The organism is Streptomyces sp. NPDC046712, from assembly GCF_040645695.1.
Taxonomy (GTDB): domain Bacteria; phylum Actinomycetota; class Actinomycetes; order Streptomycetales; family Streptomycetaceae; genus Streptomyces.
In genome coordinates this window covers 1-18,003 of the sequence record NZ_JBEYYW010000022.1, presented here as the reverse complement: position 1 = coordinate 18,003, position 18,003 = coordinate 1, and the positions used below count along the sequence as shown (strand labels likewise).

The 18,003-nt window shown below is 71.4% G+C and carries 20 protein-coding genes and 1 riboswitch; of the genes, 3 read left to right on the top strand and 17 right to left on the bottom strand.

Annotated elements, in window-relative coordinates; translation table 11 throughout:
* Nucleotides 1-5: 5 nt before the first annotated feature.
* From ABZ939_RS26010 to ABZ939_RS25980, 7 genes are all read right to left on the bottom strand, one after another.
* Entirely contained in the window at nt 6-350 is a 345-nt protein-coding gene (locus ABZ939_RS26010; RefSeq protein WP_361859756.1) for an energy-coupling factor ABC transporter substrate-binding protein, read from the bottom strand.
* On the bottom strand, nt 350-1,051 hold the full coding sequence (locus ABZ939_RS26005) for an energy-coupling factor ABC transporter permease (RefSeq protein ID WP_361859753.1): 702 nt from the start codon (nt 1,049-1,051) through the stop codon (nt 350-352). The genes ABZ939_RS26010 and ABZ939_RS26005 overlap by 1 nt, the downstream gene beginning before the upstream one ends.
* A gap of 28 nt (nt 1,052-1,079) precedes the next feature.
* A riboswitch (cobalamin riboswitch) is annotated at nt 1,080-1,304 on the bottom strand.
* 44 nt (nt 1,305-1,348) lie between these two features.
* Nucleotides 1,349-1,753: a PTS fructose transporter subunit IIA gene (locus ABZ939_RS26000; RefSeq protein WP_361859750.1), complete on the bottom strand. Its 405-nt coding sequence runs from the start codon at nt 1,751-1,753 to the stop codon at nt 1,349-1,351.
* On the bottom strand, nt 1,750-2,364 hold the full coding sequence (gene dhaL / locus ABZ939_RS25995) for a dihydroxyacetone kinase subunit DhaL (RefSeq protein WP_361859747.1): 615 nt from the start codon (nt 2,362-2,364) through the stop codon (nt 1,750-1,752). The genes ABZ939_RS26000 and dhaL overlap by 4 nt, the downstream gene beginning before the upstream one ends.
* Before the next feature lie 6 nt (nt 2,365-2,370).
* Nucleotides 2,371-3,363 (bottom strand): dihydroxyacetone kinase subunit DhaK, encoded by a 993-nt coding sequence (dhaK, locus tag ABZ939_RS25990; protein ID WP_361859744.1) that lies wholly within the window; start codon nt 3,361-3,363, stop codon nt 2,371-2,373.
* A 483-nt stretch (nt 3,364-3,846) separates the two neighbouring features.
* Complete coding sequence (locus tag ABZ939_RS25985; RefSeq protein ID WP_361859741.1) at nt 3,847-4,296, bottom strand: SRPBCC family protein; 450 nt, start codon at nt 4,294-4,296, stop codon at nt 3,847-3,849.
* A gap of 110 nt (nt 4,297-4,406) precedes the next feature.
* A complete protein-coding gene (locus ABZ939_RS25980; RefSeq protein WP_361859738.1) occupies nt 4,407-5,087 on the bottom strand; it encodes a helix-turn-helix domain-containing protein in 681 nt (226 codons plus the stop codon).
* A 79-nt stretch (nt 5,088-5,166) separates the two neighbouring features.
* Here ABZ939_RS25980 and ABZ939_RS25975 point away from each other — a divergent pair, with 79 nt between their 5' ends.
* The 3 genes from ABZ939_RS25975 (at nt 5,167) to ABZ939_RS25965 (ending at nt 7,065) form a co-directional block, all read left to right on the top strand.
* Nucleotides 5,167-5,604 carry a hypothetical protein gene (locus ABZ939_RS25975; protein ID WP_361859736.1) on the top strand — a complete coding sequence of 146 codons (438 nt, stop codon included), beginning with the start codon at nt 5,167-5,169 and terminating at the stop codon, nt 5,602-5,604.
* 232 nt (nt 5,605-5,836) lie between these two features.
* Nucleotides 5,837-6,322: a VOC family protein gene (locus ABZ939_RS25970; RefSeq protein WP_361859733.1), complete on the top strand. Its 486-nt coding sequence runs from the start codon at nt 5,837-5,839 to the stop codon at nt 6,320-6,322.
* Nucleotides 6,323-6,501: 179 nt separating this feature from the next.
* Complete coding sequence (locus ABZ939_RS25965; RefSeq protein WP_361859730.1) at nt 6,502-7,065, top strand: dihydrofolate reductase family protein; 564 nt, start codon at nt 6,502-6,504, stop codon at nt 7,063-7,065.
* Nucleotides 7,066-7,093: 28 nt separating this feature from the next.
* On the opposite strand, the gene ABZ939_RS25960 is transcribed toward ABZ939_RS25965, so the two are convergent.
* The 10 genes from ABZ939_RS25960 to ABZ939_RS25915 form a co-directional block, all read right to left on the bottom strand.
* Nucleotides 7,094-8,026, bottom strand: a complete 933-nt coding sequence (locus ABZ939_RS25960; protein ID WP_361859727.1) for a formylglycine-generating enzyme family protein — start codon at nt 8,024-8,026, stop codon at nt 7,094-7,096.
* A gap of 102 nt (nt 8,027-8,128) precedes the next feature.
* Nucleotides 8,129-9,532, bottom strand: coding sequence for a sulfatase (locus ABZ939_RS25955; RefSeq protein ID WP_361859724.1), 1,404 nt, complete (start codon nt 9,530-9,532; stop codon nt 8,129-8,131).
* A 159-nt stretch (nt 9,533-9,691) separates the two neighbouring features.
* Entirely contained in the window at nt 9,692-9,784 is a 93-nt protein-coding gene (locus tag ABZ939_RS25950) for a putative leader peptide (RefSeq protein ID WP_361859721.1), read from the bottom strand.
* A 90-nt stretch (nt 9,785-9,874) separates the two neighbouring features.
* Nucleotides 9,875-12,634 carry a fumarate reductase/succinate dehydrogenase flavoprotein subunit gene (locus ABZ939_RS25945; RefSeq protein ID WP_361859719.1) on the bottom strand — a complete coding sequence of 920 codons (2,760 nt, stop codon included), beginning with the start codon at nt 12,632-12,634 and terminating at the stop codon, nt 9,875-9,877.
* 12 nt (nt 12,635-12,646) lie between these two features.
* Entirely contained in the window at nt 12,647-13,402 is a 756-nt protein-coding gene (locus ABZ939_RS25940) for an ABC transporter ATP-binding protein (RefSeq protein WP_361859716.1), read from the bottom strand.
* On the bottom strand, nt 13,399-14,292 hold the full coding sequence (locus tag ABZ939_RS25935; protein WP_361859713.1) for an ABC transporter permease: 894 nt from the start codon (nt 14,290-14,292) through the stop codon (nt 13,399-13,401). The genes ABZ939_RS25940 and ABZ939_RS25935 overlap by 4 nt, the downstream gene beginning before the upstream one ends.
* Nucleotides 14,289-15,641 carry an ABC transporter substrate-binding protein gene (locus ABZ939_RS25930; protein ID WP_361859710.1) on the bottom strand — a complete coding sequence of 451 codons (1,353 nt, stop codon included), beginning with the start codon at nt 15,639-15,641 and terminating at the stop codon, nt 14,289-14,291. Before ABZ939_RS25930 ends, ABZ939_RS25935 begins: the two co-directional genes overlap by 4 nt.
* A 14-nt stretch (nt 15,642-15,655) precedes the next feature.
* Nucleotides 15,656-15,883: a ferredoxin family protein gene (locus ABZ939_RS25925; RefSeq protein ID WP_125741086.1), complete on the bottom strand. Its 228-nt coding sequence runs from the start codon at nt 15,881-15,883 to the stop codon at nt 15,656-15,658.
* Nucleotides 15,884-15,932: 49 nt separating this feature from the next.
* Complete coding sequence (locus tag ABZ939_RS25920; protein WP_361859707.1) at nt 15,933-16,700, bottom strand: GntR family transcriptional regulator; 768 nt, start codon at nt 16,698-16,700, stop codon at nt 15,933-15,935.
* A 272-nt stretch (nt 16,701-16,972) separates the two neighbouring features.
* Nucleotides 16,973-17,782, bottom strand: coding sequence for a Cof-type HAD-IIB family hydrolase (locus tag ABZ939_RS25915; protein WP_361859704.1), 810 nt, complete (start codon nt 17,780-17,782; stop codon nt 16,973-16,975).
* Nucleotides 17,783-18,003 lie beyond the last annotated feature (221 nt).

Genomic DNA, 18,003 nt, shown 5'->3' with positions numbered 1-18,003 from the left:
GGCGGTTACTCGTCGCCCGCGCTCACGAGCGGGGCCTTGGCCTCCGCCGCGCGCGCCTCACCCTGCCTGCGACCGCGCCGCAGCCCGAAGTAGTACGCGAGCACCCCGGCACCGAGCGCGGCCTGCAGGGAGAACAGCGCCGACTCGATCTCGCCGGACGGCGGCTCGTACAGCGGGCTGAACCACGGCTCGTAGTCCGGATCGATCTCGGTGATCGCCGCCTCCGCCTGCGCGTCCGCGCCGGTGAACGGCTCCTCCTTGTGGTCGCCGAGCCCCAGCATGAGCGGGAGCACCGCCAGCGCCGCGACGACGAGCAGCAGCAGCGTGTTGATCTTCGCGTTCCTGCTCATCAGGCGCTCGCCTCCGCGGTGTCGGCCTTCTTCTTCCCCGACGGGAGCAGAACCCCGAGCCGGGTCAGATCCCCCTTGCTGGACTGCGTGAGCAGCCGCATCACGAGCACCGTGAGCAGCCCCTCGCTGACGGCGAGCGGCAGCTGGGTCACGGCGAAGATCCCGCCGAACTTGGCCAGCGCGCCGAGCACACCGCTGCCGGGGTCCGGGAAGGCGAGCGCGAGCTGCACGCTGGTGACGCAGTACGTGGAGAGATCGGCGACGAACGCGCCGAAGAACACGCTCACCATCAGCGGCACGTCGAACCGGCGCAGCAGCCAGTACGTACCGAAGCCGGCCCACGGCCCGACGATCGCCATCGAGAAGACGTTGGCGCCGAGCGTGGTGAGCCCGCCGTGCGCGAGCAGCAGCGCCTGGAAGAGGAGCGTGATGGTGCCCAGGACCGCCATCACGGGCGGCCGGAACAGGATCGCGCCCAGGCCCGTACCGGTGGGGTGCGAGCAACTGCCCGTCACCGACGGGATCTTGAGGGCGGACAGGACGAAGGTGAACGCGCCCGACGCACCGAGCAGCAGGGTGGACTCGGGATTCGCCCTGACCTCACGGGTCAGCGCGCGGACACCGTGGACGACGAACGGAGCGGACGCGACGCCCCAGGCGGCCGCGTGCACAGGGGGCAGATACCCCTCGGCTATATGCATGGTTGGGAGACCCTCTCCAGCACCTCGTGGATGGACAACGCACCTTGGCCGGTCTCCTGGCTGACGGGTCATGCCGCCGCGGCTCCGCCTTCCCACACCGCCGCGGTCTCCCGCGGCGGTCCAGTGGCTTCCCCGGAGGGATGGAGCCGGACTTCCCGATCACAGTGGCGAGGGCCGCACCGGTACCGCACCGGTTTCCCGTACACCAAGGCGCTGTGACAGTAGTGGGTTGACCAGGTACATCACAACACGAGAGCCCCTCCGGACGGTGTGTGACGAGTCTCTCGCGCCCCCCGTTCACCCCTTTCGGTACGTGTACGCCTCCGAGGCCGCGGCCACCACCGCGTCCATGTCCCCTCCGGCGCTCGCCGTGACGAGGGCGGCGACGGCGCCCTCGACGAACGGGGCGTCCGCGAGCCGTGCTCCCTCCGGCAGCTCGTCCCCCTCGGCGAGGAGCGCCTTGACCGTCAGCACGGCGGAGCCCAGGTCGACGAGGAGCGCCACGCCGGAGCCGCGGTCGACCGCACGGGCCGCCTCGACGATCAGCTCGGAGCTGGTGCCGAGACCACCGTCCGGCGTGCCGCCCGCGGGTGCGATCGGCGCGCTCTCCCCACCACCGGCGAGACCCTGGGCCAGGGTGGCGACGGCGGCGGCCACGGCCGCACTGTGCGAGACCAGCACGATGCCCACCTGCGCGGTCACGCGGCCGCCACCTCCGCGAGCGCGGCGATCAGCAGCGCGGACGAGGTGGCCCCGGGGTCCTGGTGCCCGATCGAACGCTCGCCCAGATAGCTCGCCCTGCCTTTACGGGCCTGAAGGGGCACGGTCGCGAGGGCGCCCCGCTCGGCCGCCTCCCGGGCCGCCGCGAAGGACGAGCCGAGCCCCTCGGCGGCCGGAACGAGCGCGTCCAGCATGGTCTTGTCGCCGACCTGGGCACCACCGAGCTGAGCGACCGCGGCGACTCCCGCAGTGAGTGCCGCCGCCAACTCCTGCCGTGTCACCGCCGGGGCCTCGCCGAGACTCTTCCCGGTGCGGCGCAGCAGCGTCCCGTACAGCGGCCCGGAGGCACCCCCGACGGTGGAGATCAACTGCCGCCCGGCTGCGACGAGTACGGCCCCGGGAGTCCCGGGCGGCTCCTTCTCCAGCACGTCCGTCACGGCGGCGAACCCCCGCTTCATGTTGGTGCCGTGGTCGGCGTCGCCGATCGCCGAGTCGAGCTCGGTCAGCCGGTCGGCCTCACGGTCGACGGCGGCCGCGGCGGTGGTCAGCCAGTTGCGGAAGAAGTCGGCGTCGAGATCGGTCACTTCGGTCACTCCTCCTCACCGGCCCCAGCGCAGGGCGGGCGTCTGCACGGGCGCGTCCCACAGCCGCAGGATCTCCTCGTCGGCCTCGCACAGCGTCACCGAACAGCCGGCCATGTCGAGCGAGGTGACGTAGTTCCCCACCAGCGTCCGGGCGACCGGCACTCCACGCTCGGTCAGGACCCGCTGGACCTCGGCATTGAACCCGTACAGTTCGAGCAGCGGCGTCGCCCCCATCCCATTGACGAGGGCGAGGACCGGCCCCGACGGCCGCAGGTCGTCCAGTACGGCATCGACGGCGAAGTCCGCGATCTCCCGAGAGGTCATCATCGACCGCCGCTCACGCCCCGGCTCACCGTGGATCCCGATGCCCAGCTCCAGTTCGCCCGCGGGCAGGTCGAAGGTGGGGCTGCCCTTGGCGGGCGTGGTGCAGGCGCTCAGGGCCACGCCGAAACTCCGCGAACGCTCGTTCACCCGCCGCGCGATCGACTCCACCCGCTCCAGCGGCGCGCCCTCCTCGGCCGCGGCCCCGGCGACCTTCTCCACGAACAGCGTGGCCCCGGTCCCGCGCCGCCCGGCCGTGAACAGGCTGTCCGTCACCGCCACGTCGTCGTCGACGAGCACCTTGGCGATCTGGATGCCCTCGTCCTCGGCGAGCTCGGCGGCCATCTCGAAGTTGAGGAGGTCCCCGGTGTAGTTCTTGACGACGAACAGCACCCCGGCCCCGCTGTCGACCGCGGCGGCGGCGCGCACCATCTGATCGGGCACGGGCGAGGTGAACACCTCGCCCGGACAGGCCGCCGCGAGCATCCCGGGCCCCACGAACCCCCCATGCAACGGCTCATGCCCCGACCCGCCCCCGGACACGAGCCCCACCTTGCCGGCGACGGGCGCATCCCTCCGCAGCACGACGCGGTGCTCGACATCGACGGTGAGCTCGGGATGCGCGGCGGCCATACCCCGCAGCGCGTCGGACACCACGGTCTCCGGAACGTTGATCAGCATCCTCATGGGTACCTCCTGATGAGATTGACAGGCAAGCTGCTGAGCAGGGTCTTTGCAGGTCAGGGCATGTGAGGTGGGATATCGACCTTGGCGGTTCGTGGCGGCGAAGGACGGTTCTGCGCGGTACTGATGGGGCGTCAGGCTCGGGTGGCTGGATGACCTTTGCGCGTGCGCATCATGGCGCAATTATCGACGCGAGATCGTGTGCGCGCACTGGTGTGTCATGGGCCGGATCCCGGTGGATCTGATTCCAGAGCGTCTGCAAGGGCCGGAGCCATGGGTGGGTCCGCCCCAGCGCGTGGGACACGCCCGGCCGTGGCTGAGTACGACCTTCCTCCCCCACCCGACGCAGCCCCCCGTCCAGTGCAAGGACTACCAGGAGTTCACTGCGGGGGACCTGCGGAAGGCTGTTGGACCTCTCAAGACTGGAGGAGCCGGCTTCCGAGGGTATGAACTCGCAAGAACGGTGGGGCGGATCGTGTTCCCAAGCTAGGCCGCGCCCGCCTCAAGCAGTTCCTTGACGTGCGCCTCATCCCGCGGAATCTCCTTGCGGACCAGTGGCTTGACGACGAGCGGGACGAGGACCCTGCCGATGCCGTGCGGCTCGAGGTCGAGGGACAGCGTCAGCCGGGACCGCTCGCCGTCGTCGAGCGGCTCGATCGTGCCCCGGAGGTCACCGCGGACCGGGCCGTCGACACCGTGGAAGTGCCAGCTGCGCGGCGGGTCGAACTCCGTGACCTCCATGGTCATGGGGACGTCCAGGCGCCCGATCCGCCGCTGCACCTGGAAGCGGGAGCCGACGCCGAGCGGCCCTTCACTCAGGGTGCGTACCGCTGCGGCGCTCTCCTCCCACTCCGCGATGTGCTTCGGGTCCGTGATGTACGTGAAGACTTCGCCGGGGCGACGGGAGATGTCGATGCTTTCTTCGATGCGGGACATAACGCCCCCTTCAGGTAGCCCCTAGGACAAAATGATCCCACGCGGCAAGGAGGGCGACCATCGGCCGCCGCGGCCCGGCGAGCCGCCTGCGGCGCCACGGTGCGGTCCGGTCAGGCAGCCGGCTGCAGCCGGACGCAGCATCGTCCGGGGCGGGGGTCCAGGCATGCCTCGAGTCCTGCCGGGTCCAGGCCGCTGAGGACGCCGCGCAGCAGGTGGAGGTTCATGCCGCACACGGTCTGGGTGTGTTCCTGGGCCAGGACGTGGAAGGGGCAGTTGGCCAGAACGATGGCATCGTCCTCGCGGTGTGGCTCGAAGCCGTGGCGCTCCAGCAGGTCGAAGACGTTCGTCTCGTCCTGTTCGCCCAGCTGTCTGCCGAGTTCTTCGGCCTTGCGGTGCAACGCCTCCCGTACCGGTTCACCAGTCGCGTCGGATTCCTCCACGGCTTGGGCGAGGAGTCGGCCGGCCAGCTCGTAGCGGCGGTCCGGAAGGCTGACGGCGACCTGCCTCGCCGAGCGTCGGTAGAGCTTCGCCGGCCTTCCCGCGCCCGGCCCGGAGCGTCCGCTGCGGCGTTCGTAGACGACGTCGAGCAGCGATTCGTCCGCCAGCCGGTCCAGGTGGAACGCCGCGGTCTTCCGGGCCAGCCCGAGAGCGGCGGCAGCCTCGTCCCGACTCACGGGGTCCGACTGGCGCACCACGTGGTCGTACAGCCTCCTACGGGTCGGCTCGTCGAGAGCGGCGATGGCCGAGACGGCAGGGTCGCGTACGTCCTTCGAGGTGTCCACGAACCCCATTGTAAAACCCGCAGCCGTTGACTATAGAGAGGAAGAGGGCTTCTATAGGAAATGAACCTTGCCGATAGAAGGAGGGGCCATGTCCTCCGTAACCACAAGCACCAACTCCGCCGGGCGGCGGCGGGCGGCGCTCGCCGACCCCGGCTACCAGGCGTTCGTGATCCTCCGTGTCGGATTCACGGTGGCGCCCATCCTGTTCGGTCTGGACAAGTTCGCCAACCTGCTCGTGGACTGGCCCACCTACCTCGCGCCGTGGATCGACGACATCGTTCCCGGCAGTGCCCAGGCGGCCATGTACGCGGTCGGAGTGATCGAGATCGTGGCCGGGCTCGTCGTGGCGCTGGCTCCCCGCTTCGGTGGCTGGCTGGTGGCCGGCTGGCTGGCGGGCATCATCATCAACCTGCTGACCATCCCGGGCCACTACGACATCGCTCTGCGCGACTTCGGGCTGCTCCTCGGTGCCGTCGCGCTCGCACGGCTCGCCCAGCGCTACCACTCCGAGCGGCAGCAGCCGTGAACAGACGCGGAGCGCGCTGAGCCTCTCCGGTGGGTGGAGCGGGTGGAGCCTCACGGCGCCACCCGCCCGCGCCGCGCCTCCTCGGACCGCATGGAGCGGGAAGAGCTACGCCCTTCAGGGCATCTGACGCAAGGCTGCCGCGCGGCGCCGGCGTGTGGCCCATGGCTTGGGGATATCAGTGGTCGCAGTCGGCGGTCGGCGGTGATCGCCCCTGTTCGGAAGGCGGGGTTCGGTGACCGTCAGGCCCATTCCCGAGGGATATCCGCGTGTCACGCCGTACCTCTGCGTCGACGGAGCCGCGGCGGCGATCGACTTCTATGTGTCGGTACTCGGCGCGACCGAGCGGATGAGGATGCAGGGGCCCGACGGCACGATCGGCCACGCCGAGCTGGAGCTCGGCAACTCGGTCGTCATGCTCGCGGACGAGTTCCCCGACATGAACTTCCGCTCGCCGAAGACGGTGGGTGGCACGCCCATCACCCTGCACGTGTACGTCGAGGACGTCGACGCGGTCTTCGCCAAGGCCCTCGCCCGCGGCGCCAAGGAGCTGTCGCCGGTGAAGAACGAGTTCTACGGCGACCGAACCGGGCAGGTGGAGGACCCCTTCGGCCACCGCTGGAACCTTGCCACGCACATCGAGGACGTTCCTCCGGAGGAGATGGAGAAGCGGGCCACGGAGGCCATGCAGTCCACGGGGTCCGCCCCGGACGGCGATTGAATCACCCGCGCTTCTCCCCGCGGGACACGTCCTCTCGGCCCTCCTGACATGGATCGGGGCGGGCGGGACCTCTGGACCGATGGCGCTGCCGTCGCGGCCCAGGGGATCCCGCGAGCCGCGATGAGTCCTGCGGCGTCCGGCGGTCGTACTGTCGAGCCCGTTACCGAGGAGGACCTCCGATGCGCAGCGTGACCTATTCGATGAACGTGTCACTCGACGGCTACATCGTCGGGCCGGACGGCGACTTCGACTGGACGGGGCCCGACGAGGACGTCTTTCGCTTCTGGATCGACGAGATCCGAGACGTCGGCGTCCATCTCTTGGGACGACGCCTGTACGAGACGATGCTGTACTGGGAGACCGCTGACCAGGATCCCTCGCTCGACGAGGCAGAGCACGAATGGGCCGCGCTCTGGAATCCGCTCCCCAAGGTGGTGTTCTCCACCACGCTGTCGACGGTGCAGGGCCACGCCCGCCTGGCCTCCGGCAGCGTGGCGGAGGAGATCGAGCGGTTGCGGGCCGAGCCGGGAGAGGGCGAGATCGCGATCGGCGGCGCGACTCTCGCCGCCGAGGCGGCCGGGGCGGGCCTGATCGACGAGTACCGGACCATGGTCTACCCGGTGCTGGTCGGCGGTGGCATCCCGTTCTTTCCCCGGCACGAGCGCCGGGTGGATCTCGAACTCGTCGAGACCCGCACCTTCAGCTCGAGAGTCGTCTACCTCCGCTACCGCGTGGCGCGTTAGCCGGCTCGTCCACGTGGGTCCGGCACTGTCAGGAGGACCGTGTCGTCCTGGCGGACGCGCCGCCGGCGGCGGCCACGCGGAAGCCGATGTTGCCGGTGGAGCTGTCCGGCGTGTTGGAGCTGCGGGCGGCTACGCGGTAGCGGTTGCAGTACGAGTCGTGGCAGAGGTAGGAGCCGCCGCGCATCACCCGGTTCGTCTCCGGGGTGAACCAGTCGGCGCACCATTCCCAGACGTTGCCGACGACGTTGTGGAGACCGTAGCCGTTGGGGCGGAAGGACGTCGCCGGGGCCGTGCCCTCGTAGCCGTCCTCGGCGGTGTTGAGGGTGGGGAAGTCGCCCTGCCAGATGTTGCACATGTGCCGGCCGCCGGGGGTGAGCTCGTCGCCCCACGGGTAGCGCCGCTGTTCGAGCCCGCCGCGGGCCGCGTACTCCCACTCCGCCTCGGTGGGCAGGCGGGTGCCTGACCAGGCGCAGTACGCCTGGGCGTCGTTCCACGAGACGTGGACCACGGGGTGGTTCTGGCGGGCGGTGACCGATGATCCGGGACCTTCGGGTCTGCGCCAGTTCGCGCCGGGGACGGCCCGCCACCAGGGGACGGCTGCCACGGGCCGGGAGATCGCGGCGACGTCGTCGCTCAGGAAACCGCCGAAGACGAAGGAGAAACCGAAGAGTTCGGCTTCGGTGACATGGCCGGTGTCCTTCACGAACGTGGCGAACTGGGCGTTGGTCACCGTCGTGGGGGCGATCCGGAACGGGCCGACCTCGACCTCCCGTACCGGCCCTTCACCGTCGGCAGGAAAGCCGTCCGGGTCGTCGGTGCCCATGAGGAACCGCCCGCCCGGCAGATCGATCAATCGCCGGGCGGCCCGCTGGGCCGGTCCGGTGCGGGGCGGCGCCGCGAGAGAGAGCGTGACGGCGGTGGCGGCGGCGTCACCGTGAGCGGGCGTGCAGCAGGAAGACATGACGGCTCCGTCGGCGAGGAGGGCGAGGAGGGCGAGGAGGACGAAGGGGAAGGGGCGGGGCGCCCCGCGGCGGTTCGCCGCGGGGCGCCCGACCGGGTTGCGCTACGCGGCGCGGTCCGCGGCGAGCTGTGCCGCCAGGGCGGGGATGCCCAAGTTCTGCTCCTCCGCCGGGGTGGCCTGGTACAGCTTGTTCGTCAGCTGGTACGGGTCGCCCGCCAGGTCGTAGTACTCGCGGAACTTCAGCTGGCCCGTGCCGGACACGGTGCCGTTGCCGTCGGTGGTGAGGTCGTAGTACTCCGTGTACTGCTTGTTCTTGGCCACGTACGACGCCCAGGTGGGCGCACCGCCCGCGTTCGCGCCCTGCTCCCACCACTCGACGAGCAGGTGGTCGCGGCTGTACGAGGACAGCAGGGACTTTCCGTCCACCGAGTGGGCGGGCGTGATACCGGCCGCGTCGAGGACGGTCGGGGCGATGTCGATGTTGGCGGTGATGCGGTTGTCGGTGGTCCCCGCGCCCAGGCCGCCGGCCGGCCAGGAGAGGTAGAACGGCACCTCGTGCGCCGGGCGGTAGGGCACCGACTTCTTGGTCCAGCCGTGGTCGGCCCAGCCGAATCCGTTGTCGGCGATGTAGATGACCAGGGTGTTGTCGAGCTGCCCGAGCGCCTGGAGCTTGTCCTTGAACGCCTGGACCGTGTCGTCGACGGTGAGCAGGGTGCGCAGCTGCTCCGCGCGGATCTGCTTCCCCTCGGCGAGGGTTCCGGTCGCGTTCCGGATGTACGCCGGTTTGTCGCTGCGATCGTTCTCCGGGACGGAGGGCCTGCCGTTCCAGTCCGGTACGGCGGTGCCGGCGTACTTCGCCTCGGGTGTGCGCGGGCCGTGGGAGGCGTAAGGGGTGACGTACGCGAACCAGGGCCGCGAGTCCGCCGTCGCCTGGTCGAGGAAGTTCAGGGTGCGGTTCTTGATGATGTTGGTGGTGTAGCCGTTGATCGTCTGAACCGTGCCGTTGACGTTCCACTGCGCGTCGACGTAGCCCGGCTGGAGCAGGGCGAAGTCCTCGAAGTGCGGCGGATTGTCGGACAGGGTCCAGGAGTTGAGCCACTTGCCGAACAGTCCGGTGCGGTAGCCGGCCTGCTTCAGGTAGCGGGGCAGGGTGGTGCTCTGGTCGAGTCGGTACGAGGCCTTGTTGTTACGGACGCCGTGGTTGTGGGCGTAGCGGCCGGTGAGGACGGAGGAGCGGGACGGCGAGCACAGCGGGGTGGTGACGTGCCCGTTGGTGAACTTCACGCCCTGGTCGGCCAGCCAGGCGGTGGTCTTCGGGAGCGCCCATTCGGTGTGCTTGGGCTGGTCGTCGGTGACGATGAGCAGGATGTTGGGGCGGGTCGCGGCGGCGGCGGGGCTGCCGGCCGCCACCTGGGAGATCGCGGGAACCGCCGCGGCCGCCGCGGCGGCCGCCGTGCCGGCGAGGAATCCGCGGCGGCTCACGCGCGGTCTGCGGTTGTCGCTCATGGGATGTCTTCTCCAGGTTCTCGTACGGGCACGGCAGGACGACTGCCGTGAAAGGAGTGGGGAGAGAGAAACGAGAGTCGGGCAGCGGCGGCCGGCCGGCCCCGAGCGGGGCGGGCCGGCGCGCGATGCCAGGTGGGGATCCCGTGCGAAGAGGCGTGATTACGGTCGCGCCACCGCGACCGGACACAACGCGCTCGCCAACCTGCCCAGATCGAGGTGGCGGCGAGCAGTGAGAAGGCTTCCTGCTGCCATGACGACGAGCCTAGGGGCGCGGCGCGTACGGGTCCATGTACGGCATGTGAAGCGTCGAACTCCGCTTCACGGACGGCTGGTTGGGTGCCGTCACGAGGCCGCGCGGGACGCGTAGGCGCGGACGTCGGCGTCCGCGTCGGAGGCGGCCGCGGCGAGGGCCGCGCGAACCCCGGGCTCGGCTCCGTGGGGGAGGAGCGAGAGGACGGCGGCCTTACGGACGTCGGCGTTGGGATCGGCCAGGGCCCCGGCGAGGGCCGGGACCGCCTCGGCGGGCGGGGCCGCCCGGAGTGCGGTCGCGGCGCCCGCCCGTACCTGCCAGGCCGGGTCCTCGAGCGCCGCCGTCGCCTGCGCTGCGTAGCGGGGCGGGCAGCCGGCGGCGGCCAGGGCGGCGAGCGCGGCGGCGCGCACGAGCGGGTCCGCGTCGTCCAGCAGCGGGTCGAGTGGCGCCGGGGCCGGAGCGTGCACGGCCGCGAGTCCGCGGGCCACCGCGACCCGGACCTCACGGGCCGGATCGGCAGCGGCTTTCGCCAGTTCCGGGACCGCGTCCACCGAGACCAGGGCCCGGACGGCGGTGATACGGACCTCGATGTCGTCGTCGGCGAGCGCGACGGCGTACACCCCCGCGTCGCCCAGCCGCAGGGCGCGCAGCACGTCGAGCGCGGCGGCCCGGACGGCCGGGTCGTCGACACCCAGCGCCTCCCGCAGCCCGGCGCTCAACTCGGCGTCGGCGGGGAGGACTTCGACCAGCTCGCGCAGCGCGGCCGCCGCGGCGGCCCTGACCTGCGGCGCGGTGTCCTGAAGGCGTTCGGCGAGCGCGGGCCCGGCGCCGGCCGGCACGGTCTCGCCGAGGGCGGCGACGGCGGTCGCCCGCACCGCCGGGTCGGCGTCGTCCAGGTACGGGCGGAGTGCGTCCAGGTCGGGGGACTCCTCGGCGAGGGACAGGAGGCTGAGGAGTGCCGGGCTGGGTGCGGAGACCTCGAGGGCATCGGTCGGCACCGGCGCGGCCACGTCCGGTGCCGCCGCCGGCGTCGCCGGGCGGGCGGCCGGGGCGGCGTCCCGCGGGCCGGCCGTCGCCACCGGCACCAGCGCGACCTCGCCGAGGTGCCGCTCCGGCCTCGGAGCCGGGGCGAACTCCGGCACCGGGACCACGTACGGCTCGACCGCCCGCGCGGTGAACTCCATCGCCCCCGACGCGGACTTGCGCAGATCGAGGTGGTGCAGCCAGCCCGTGTCGTCGCGCTCCGGGTGGTCCAGCCGCTCGTGGTACAGGCCCCAACGGGACTCGGTCCGGGCCAGCGAGGCCCGGGCGGCCATCTCCGCGCAGTCCCGGATGAAGCTGACCTCCGCGCACCGCATCAGTTCGTGCGCGGTCCGCGCCCCCATCCCGGCGATCTCCGCCGACATCCGGGTGAACGCCTCCACCGCCAGGGACAGCTTCGCCCCGGTCTTCGGCGGTGCCACGTAGTCGTTGACGAACCGCCGCAGCTTGTACTCCACCTGCGGCTGCGGCGGCCCGTCCGGGTTGCGCAGCGGCCGGTAGACGAGGTCATGGGCGGCGGCCAGCTGATCCTGGGGCAGTTCGCCCTCGTACGCCTGGTACTGCGCGGCGTCCTCACCGGCCAGGTCGCCGAAGACGAACGCGCCGATCATGTAGTTGTGCGGCACGCAGGCCAGGTCGCCGGCCGCGTACAGGCGGGGCACGGTGGTGCGGGCGTGCGCGTCCACCCGTACCCCGGAGGCGGAGTGCCCGCCGCACAGTCCGATCTCCGAGATGTGCATCTCGATGTCGTGGGTTCGGTAGTCGTGGCCGCGGCCCTCGTGGAACGTGCCGCGGGTGGGCCGCTCCGTCGTGTGCAGAATCGATTCGACGGCGGTGACGGTCTCCTCGGGCAGATGGCTGAGCTTGAGGTACACCGGGCCCCGGTCGGAGGCGAGTTCGGCCGCGAACTCGGCCATCATCTGCCCCGACCAGTAGTCCGACTCCACGAACCGCTCGCCGTGCCGGTTCACCTGGTACCCGCCGAACGGGTTCGCGACGTAGGCGCAGGCAGGCCCGTTGTAGTCCTTGATCAGCGGGTTGATCTGGAAGCACTCGATCCCGGTGAGCGCGGCCCCCGCGTGGTACGCCATGGCGTAGCCGTCACCCGCGTTCGTCGGGTTCTCGTACGTCCCGTACAGGTAACCGGAGGCGGGCAGGCCGAGCCGGCCGCAGGCCCCGGTGGCCAGGATCACCGCGCCGGCCCGGACGGTGACGAACTCCCCGGTGCGGGTGTTGAACCCGGCCGCGCCGATGGCCCGGCCGTCGTCCGGGTGGGTCAGCACCCTGACCGGCATGACCCGGTTCTCGATGCGGATCCGCTCCCGCATCTCGCGCCGCCGCAGCTGCCGGTAGAGGACCTTCTTGACGTCCTTGCCCTCCGGCATCGGCAGCACGTACGAGCCGGACCGGTGCACCTGGCGGACCGCGTACTCGCCGTGCTCGTCCTTCTCGAACTTCACCCCGTACGACTCCAGGCGCTGGACCATCGCGAACCCACGGGTCGCGGTCTGCCGGACGGTGGACTGGTCGACGACTCCGTCGTTGGCGCGGGTGATCTCGGCGACGTAGTCGTCGGGTTCGGCCCGGCCCGGGATGATCGCGTTGTTGACCCCGTCCATGCCCATGGCGAGCGCGCCGGAGTGCCGTACGTGCGCCTTCTCCAGGAGCAGCACGTTCGCGCCGCGTCCTGCGGCGGTCAGTGCGGCCATGGTGCCGGCGGTGCCGCCGCCGATGACGAGGACGTCGCAGGACAGTTCGGTCGCGTCGGCGAGGGCCGGGACGGTCAGCGGGGAGTCGACCAGGGTGTCCACGGGAGGTGCCTTTCAGAGGGATTCGAGGATGCGGCGGCGCAGTTCGACGGTGCCGGGGGAGTGCCGCTCGTCGCGCTCGCGCGGGCGCGGCACGTCCAGTACCTGGCCGGTGCCCAGGAGGGCGACCCGGTCGCCGAGGTACAGGGCCTCGTCCACGTCGTGGGTGACGAAGACGACGGTGGCACCGGTGCCTCGCAGGATGTCCACCAGCAGGTCCTGCATCTCGGCGCGGGTGTGCGCGTCGAGCGCGCCGAAGGGTTCGTCCATCAGGACCGCGCGGGGCCGGCCGGCCAGGGCGCGGGCCAGCTGCACGCGCTGCCGCTGCCCGCCGGAGAGCTGGTGCGGCAGTTTGTGGGCGTGCCCGGCCAGACCGACCCGGTCCAGCCAGTCGGCCGCGGACCGCTGCCGTTCGGCCCGGGGCACCCGGCGGATCGCCAGCGGCAGTTCCACGTTGGCGAGGACGGTCCGCCAGGGCAGCAGGGCGTCGTGCTGGAAGACCAGCGCCCGGTCGGCGGCGGGTCGGCCGATCGGCTCACCGTCCTGGGTGACCTGCCCGTCCAGCGGGGGGAGCAGCCCGGCGAGGGTGCGCAGCAGGGTCGATTTCCCGCAGCCGGAAGGCCCGACCACCGCAAGGAGTTCCCCCGGCGCGATCCGCAGGGCGACCGCGCCGGGCAGGGGGGCGCCGTCCGCGTGGCCCAGCCGTACGTCGTGCAGAGCGAGTTCGGCGCCCGGCGGTGCGGGGGCGGCGGGCAGGGTCGAGGTGCTCATGGGACCGGCTCCTTCCGGGGAACGGCGGTACGGTCCGCGGCGTGCGCGGTGGCGGGATCGGTGCCGGACTCCGCGGAGGCGGGGCGGGTCCTGCGGAGCGCCGGCCGCGGTGCGGCTCCCCGTGCGGCCGGACGGGGCAGCCAGGAGGTGGCCCGACGGCCCAGCAGTTCCACCGCGGTGGAGGTGAGCCATCCGAGGGCGCCGATGGTGGCCATGCCGACGAACACGGCCGGGTAGTCGACGATGGTGTAGTCCTGCCAGGTGCGGTAGCCCACTCCGTACTCACCGGAGATCATCTCCGCGGAGATCACACAGATCCACGAGACGCCGATGCCCACCGACAGGCCGCCGAAGATGCCCGGCAGAGCGCCCGGCAGCACCACCGAGAACAGCACGCGCAGTCGGCCGCCGCCCATGGTGAGCACGGCCTCTTCCCAGACCGGGGTGAGCGCCCGGACCGCGTGCCGGGTCGACACCACCACCGGGAAGAAGGCGGCCGTGAAGGTGATGAACACGATGCCCTGCTCGTTGGTGGGCAGCAGCAGGATGGCGACCGGAACCAGCGCGATGGCGGGCACCGGCCGCACCACCTCCACCAGCGGCCCCAGCAGGTCGCCGGCCCAACGCGACCGGGCGATGGCCGTTCCGACCGCCACCCCCGCCACCGCCGCCAGCAGGAAGCCGACCACGATCCTGCGCAGACTGTGGCCCAGGTCCTGCCAGTACGGGGCGGTGCCGACCCGGTCGGCGAAGGCGGAGGCCACCTCGCCGACCGTGGGGAACTGCTCGAACCGCAGCCACAGGTTGACGTCCAGGGAGGTCAGCAGCTGCCACAGCCCGAGGGCCGCGGCCAGCGAGGCGGCGCGCAGCAGCCAGCGGCCCGCACTCATGACGCCAGACCCACGGCGTCCGCGTAGCGGATGATCCGGGCCCCGGAGTGACCCTCGACGTACCTCTTCGCACTGGCCGGGGTGACGAAGGCGCGCAGCTCGGTGCCGTCCGCGACCCACACCGCCTTGTCGGCGAACCACAGGGTGCCGGTCAGCGCGTCCGGCACGTACGCGGCCCGCACGTCGCCGGCCTTGGCCGCCTTCAGCAGCTCCTTGGGGCTGTCGAAGGTACGGGTGGTGGTCTGGCCCTTCAGCCACAGTTCGGGCTTGGCGGCGCTCGCCTTCGGGTACGCGGTGGCCTGAACAGCCCGCTTCAGCGGCGCCGGGTCGACGAAGGCGTCCACGTCGACGTCGTTCACCAGCTTGGCCGCCTTCAGCACCGGCACGTCCTCCTTCAGCGCGGCGATCAGCTCAGGGCGGAGCTCCGGGTCGAAGGTGGCGATGCCGTTGGCGCCGTTGTAGAGGTAGACCACCTCGGCCGGCAGACCGGTCTTCCCGGCCACGGACTCGGCGGCGGCGACCGGCTGGGTACGCAGGTACTCGGTGGCCCGCCGCTGCGCCCTGAGGAAGTCGTCGAGGAGCCCGGCCCGTTCCTTGGCGAACTTCTCCCGGACCGTGACCCCGTGGAAGGTCGGCAGGTTCAGTTCGGCGCCGTCGTACAGAGCGGTGGCCCGGCCCTCGAAGGCCAGCTTGCCGGGCCAGGCGACGAACTGGGAGAGCGCGTCTGCGCTGCCAGCGGCCAGGGCCGACGCGCCCACGCTGGGCTGCTGGTTGAGCTTCTGGATGTCCTTGTTCGGATCGATGCCCGCCCGCTGGAGTGCCCGGACCAGGGTGCCGTCGGCGGCGGAGCCGACGCTGGTGGACACCTTCTTGCCGCGTAGGTCGGCGAGTGTCCGCAGAGGCGAACCGGGCGCGGTGACCACCGTGTTCAGACCGCCGCGCAGGTTGTAGCCGGTGACCGCGACCAGCCGGGTCGGCTGCTTGAGCTGCTTGCCGCGGGCCGCGTTGATCAGCAGCGGGAAGTCGCCCATCGAACCGATGTCGATCTTCCCGGCGGTCATCTGGGCGGTGATCGGGGCGCCGGTCGCGTAGTCCTGCCACTCGACCTTGTAGGTGATGCCGTCCTTCTTCCCGCGGGCCGCCAGCTCCTCCTCGAAGTAGCCCAGCGAGCGCAGCAGGGTGCCGGCGGTGACGGTGTTGATGGTCTTGGACTGGTAGCCGACGGTCACCGTGACCGTCTTCGCGTCGGAACTGCCGTCGGCGCCGGCCGTGCCGCCGCAGGCGGTGGCCAGCGGCAGCAGCAGGGCGAGCGGAAGGAGCGGGCGGAGCGGGATTCTCTTGCTGTTCATGGGAGTTCGGCCTTTCACCGGAGCAGGTAGGGCATGTTGACGGTGACCGCGCCGGTGGGACACCTGGCCGCGCACGGGCCGCAGTACCAGCACTCGTCCACGTGCATGTACGCCTTGCCGTTGTCCTCGCGGATCGCGAGCGAGTCGAGCGGACACATGTCGACGCAGAGCGTGCAGCCGTCGATGCACTTGGACTCGTCGATGGTCACGGGCACGTCGGCGCGCTGGGGTACAAGAGGCATGGCTGTCTCCAAGGGCCCGCCGGGGCGGGGGCTCAGGGGGTTGAGGGGCTCAGAGGGAGCGGCGCAGGACGCCGCTCATGGTGATGCGGTCGCCGCGGAAGCGGATGAACTCCAGGTCCACCGGCCGTCCGTCGGGCAGACAGGTCAGCCGTTCCAGCATCAGTACGGCCGCCCCGCGCGGGGCCTGGAGGACCGCGGCGGAGTGCGCGTCGGCGTTGACGGCCTCCAGCGTGATCTCGGCATGGCCCAGCGGGCCGCCCGTCAGCGACTCCAGGAGCCGGAACACGTCCGTGTTCTCCAGGTCGCAGCCGAGCAGTTCACCGCCCACGTCCATGGGCAGATAGGACAGGTCGAGGGAGAGCGGCAGTCCGTTCAGGCGGCGTAGCCGCTCGATACACAGCACGTCGGTGTGCTCGGGCAGGCCCAGCCGGTGGGCGACCGGGCCGGGGGCGGTCACCGGCCCGACGGTACGGACCTCGTTGGTGACCCGGCCGTGCTCGTGCAAGGTCTCGGCCAGGCCCTGGAGGCGGTCGAGCCCGTGCGGGTACTTCTCGCAGACCACCACGGTGCCGACGCCGGGCTGCCGGTCCACGATGTGCTCGCCGCGCAGCAGGTCCAGCGCCTGCCGGACGGTGTTGCGGCTGGCCCGGTAGTCGGCGGCGATGGCGTCCTCCAGGGGCAGGACCCCGCCGGGGAAGGCGCCCGCCAGGATCTGGTGGCGCAGCAGGTCGGCGAGCTGCCGGGCCTGGTCCGCACGCAGCCGCCGACGGCGCGCGGCGGCGACCGGGCGGGCTGCGGGGGCGGGTTCGGCTGGCATGGCAGGGAACGTACAAGGAGAACCGCTCAGGTGGTGTTGCCGCTGTATTGCGCCACCTGACGACCCGTAGGTACCGCTCTGACCTGCGGTTTCATCGGCATGGTGGCGAGATCCGCCACCCTGGCGCCCACAACGTGGACTCCGGATGCCCACGATGCGGCCGGTCCTCGCCATCGCGGCCACGGCCGGCGGGCCTCGTGCCGCTCGGTGTGGGGCGCATCCACACGTTCCATCCGCGCCGCATCACCTCGAGGTGGGACCGGCGAGAGGGTTCAGGATGCGCCGTAGATCCGCTCGATGACGTCGGCCACGCCGTCCTCCTCGTTGGACGCCGTGTGCCGCTCCACTGCGGAGAGCACCGCCGGGTGGGCGTTGGCCATGGCGTAGCCGGTGCCCGCCCACTTCAGGATGGTCAGGTCGTTGGGCATGTCGCCGAAGGCGATGACCTCGGAGGCGGCGACGCCGCGCTCGGCGCAGAGCGCCGAGAGAGCGCCCGCCTTGGTGACGCCCGGCGCACTGATCTCCAGCAGGCCGCGACCCCCGGAGTGGGTGAACTGAGCCTCGCCACCGACGGATTCCTCCGCGACGGCGAGCAACAGATCTGTGTCGAGCCGCGCCGACCAGGCGAGCAGTTGCGCGATGGGAGCGTCCACCATCCACAGGTCCGTCAGGGACGGCACGGTCAACTCTGCTTCGGAGTTCTCGGTGAAACGCAGCCCGCAGCCGGGCTCGAAGAAGACCTGGTGGCCTGTCTCCACGGCAAAACCGACCCCCGGCAGGGCGCGCGACAGCGCTGCGGCCACCCTGCGGGCAGCCTGGACAGGCAGGGTTCGCGACGTGGTGACGGTGCGCGCCTCGACGTCGTAGACGAGCGCCCCGTTGCTGCACACCGCCGTCCCGACCACGCCGGTCGCGGTGGCGAGCGCGTCGACGAACCGGGGCGGTCGAGCGGTGACGAAGACGACCTCCGCGCCGGCATCGGTGGCGGTACGCAGTGCGCGCAGCGTACGTGCGGAGAGGGTGCCGTCGCTGCGCAGGAGAGTGCCGTCGAGATCGGTGGCGATCAACTGGGGGCGGACCATCGCCTGATGCTACTGAGTCGTCCCCGATCCGAGCCGGAAGGCCACGAAGAGGTGCGACTCAGCAGCCAGTAGGGGCATGGGAGGGGGGCAGCGGCTCTGGTGGAGGGTGCATTCCACTGCCCCCGTGGTGTGGGTGCGGGTTACAGGCTGCGGGCGGTGATGTCGCCGTGGGGGGTGGTGGCGTTGATGTCGAGGCCGGTGGTGCCGTCGTTCTTGAGGCT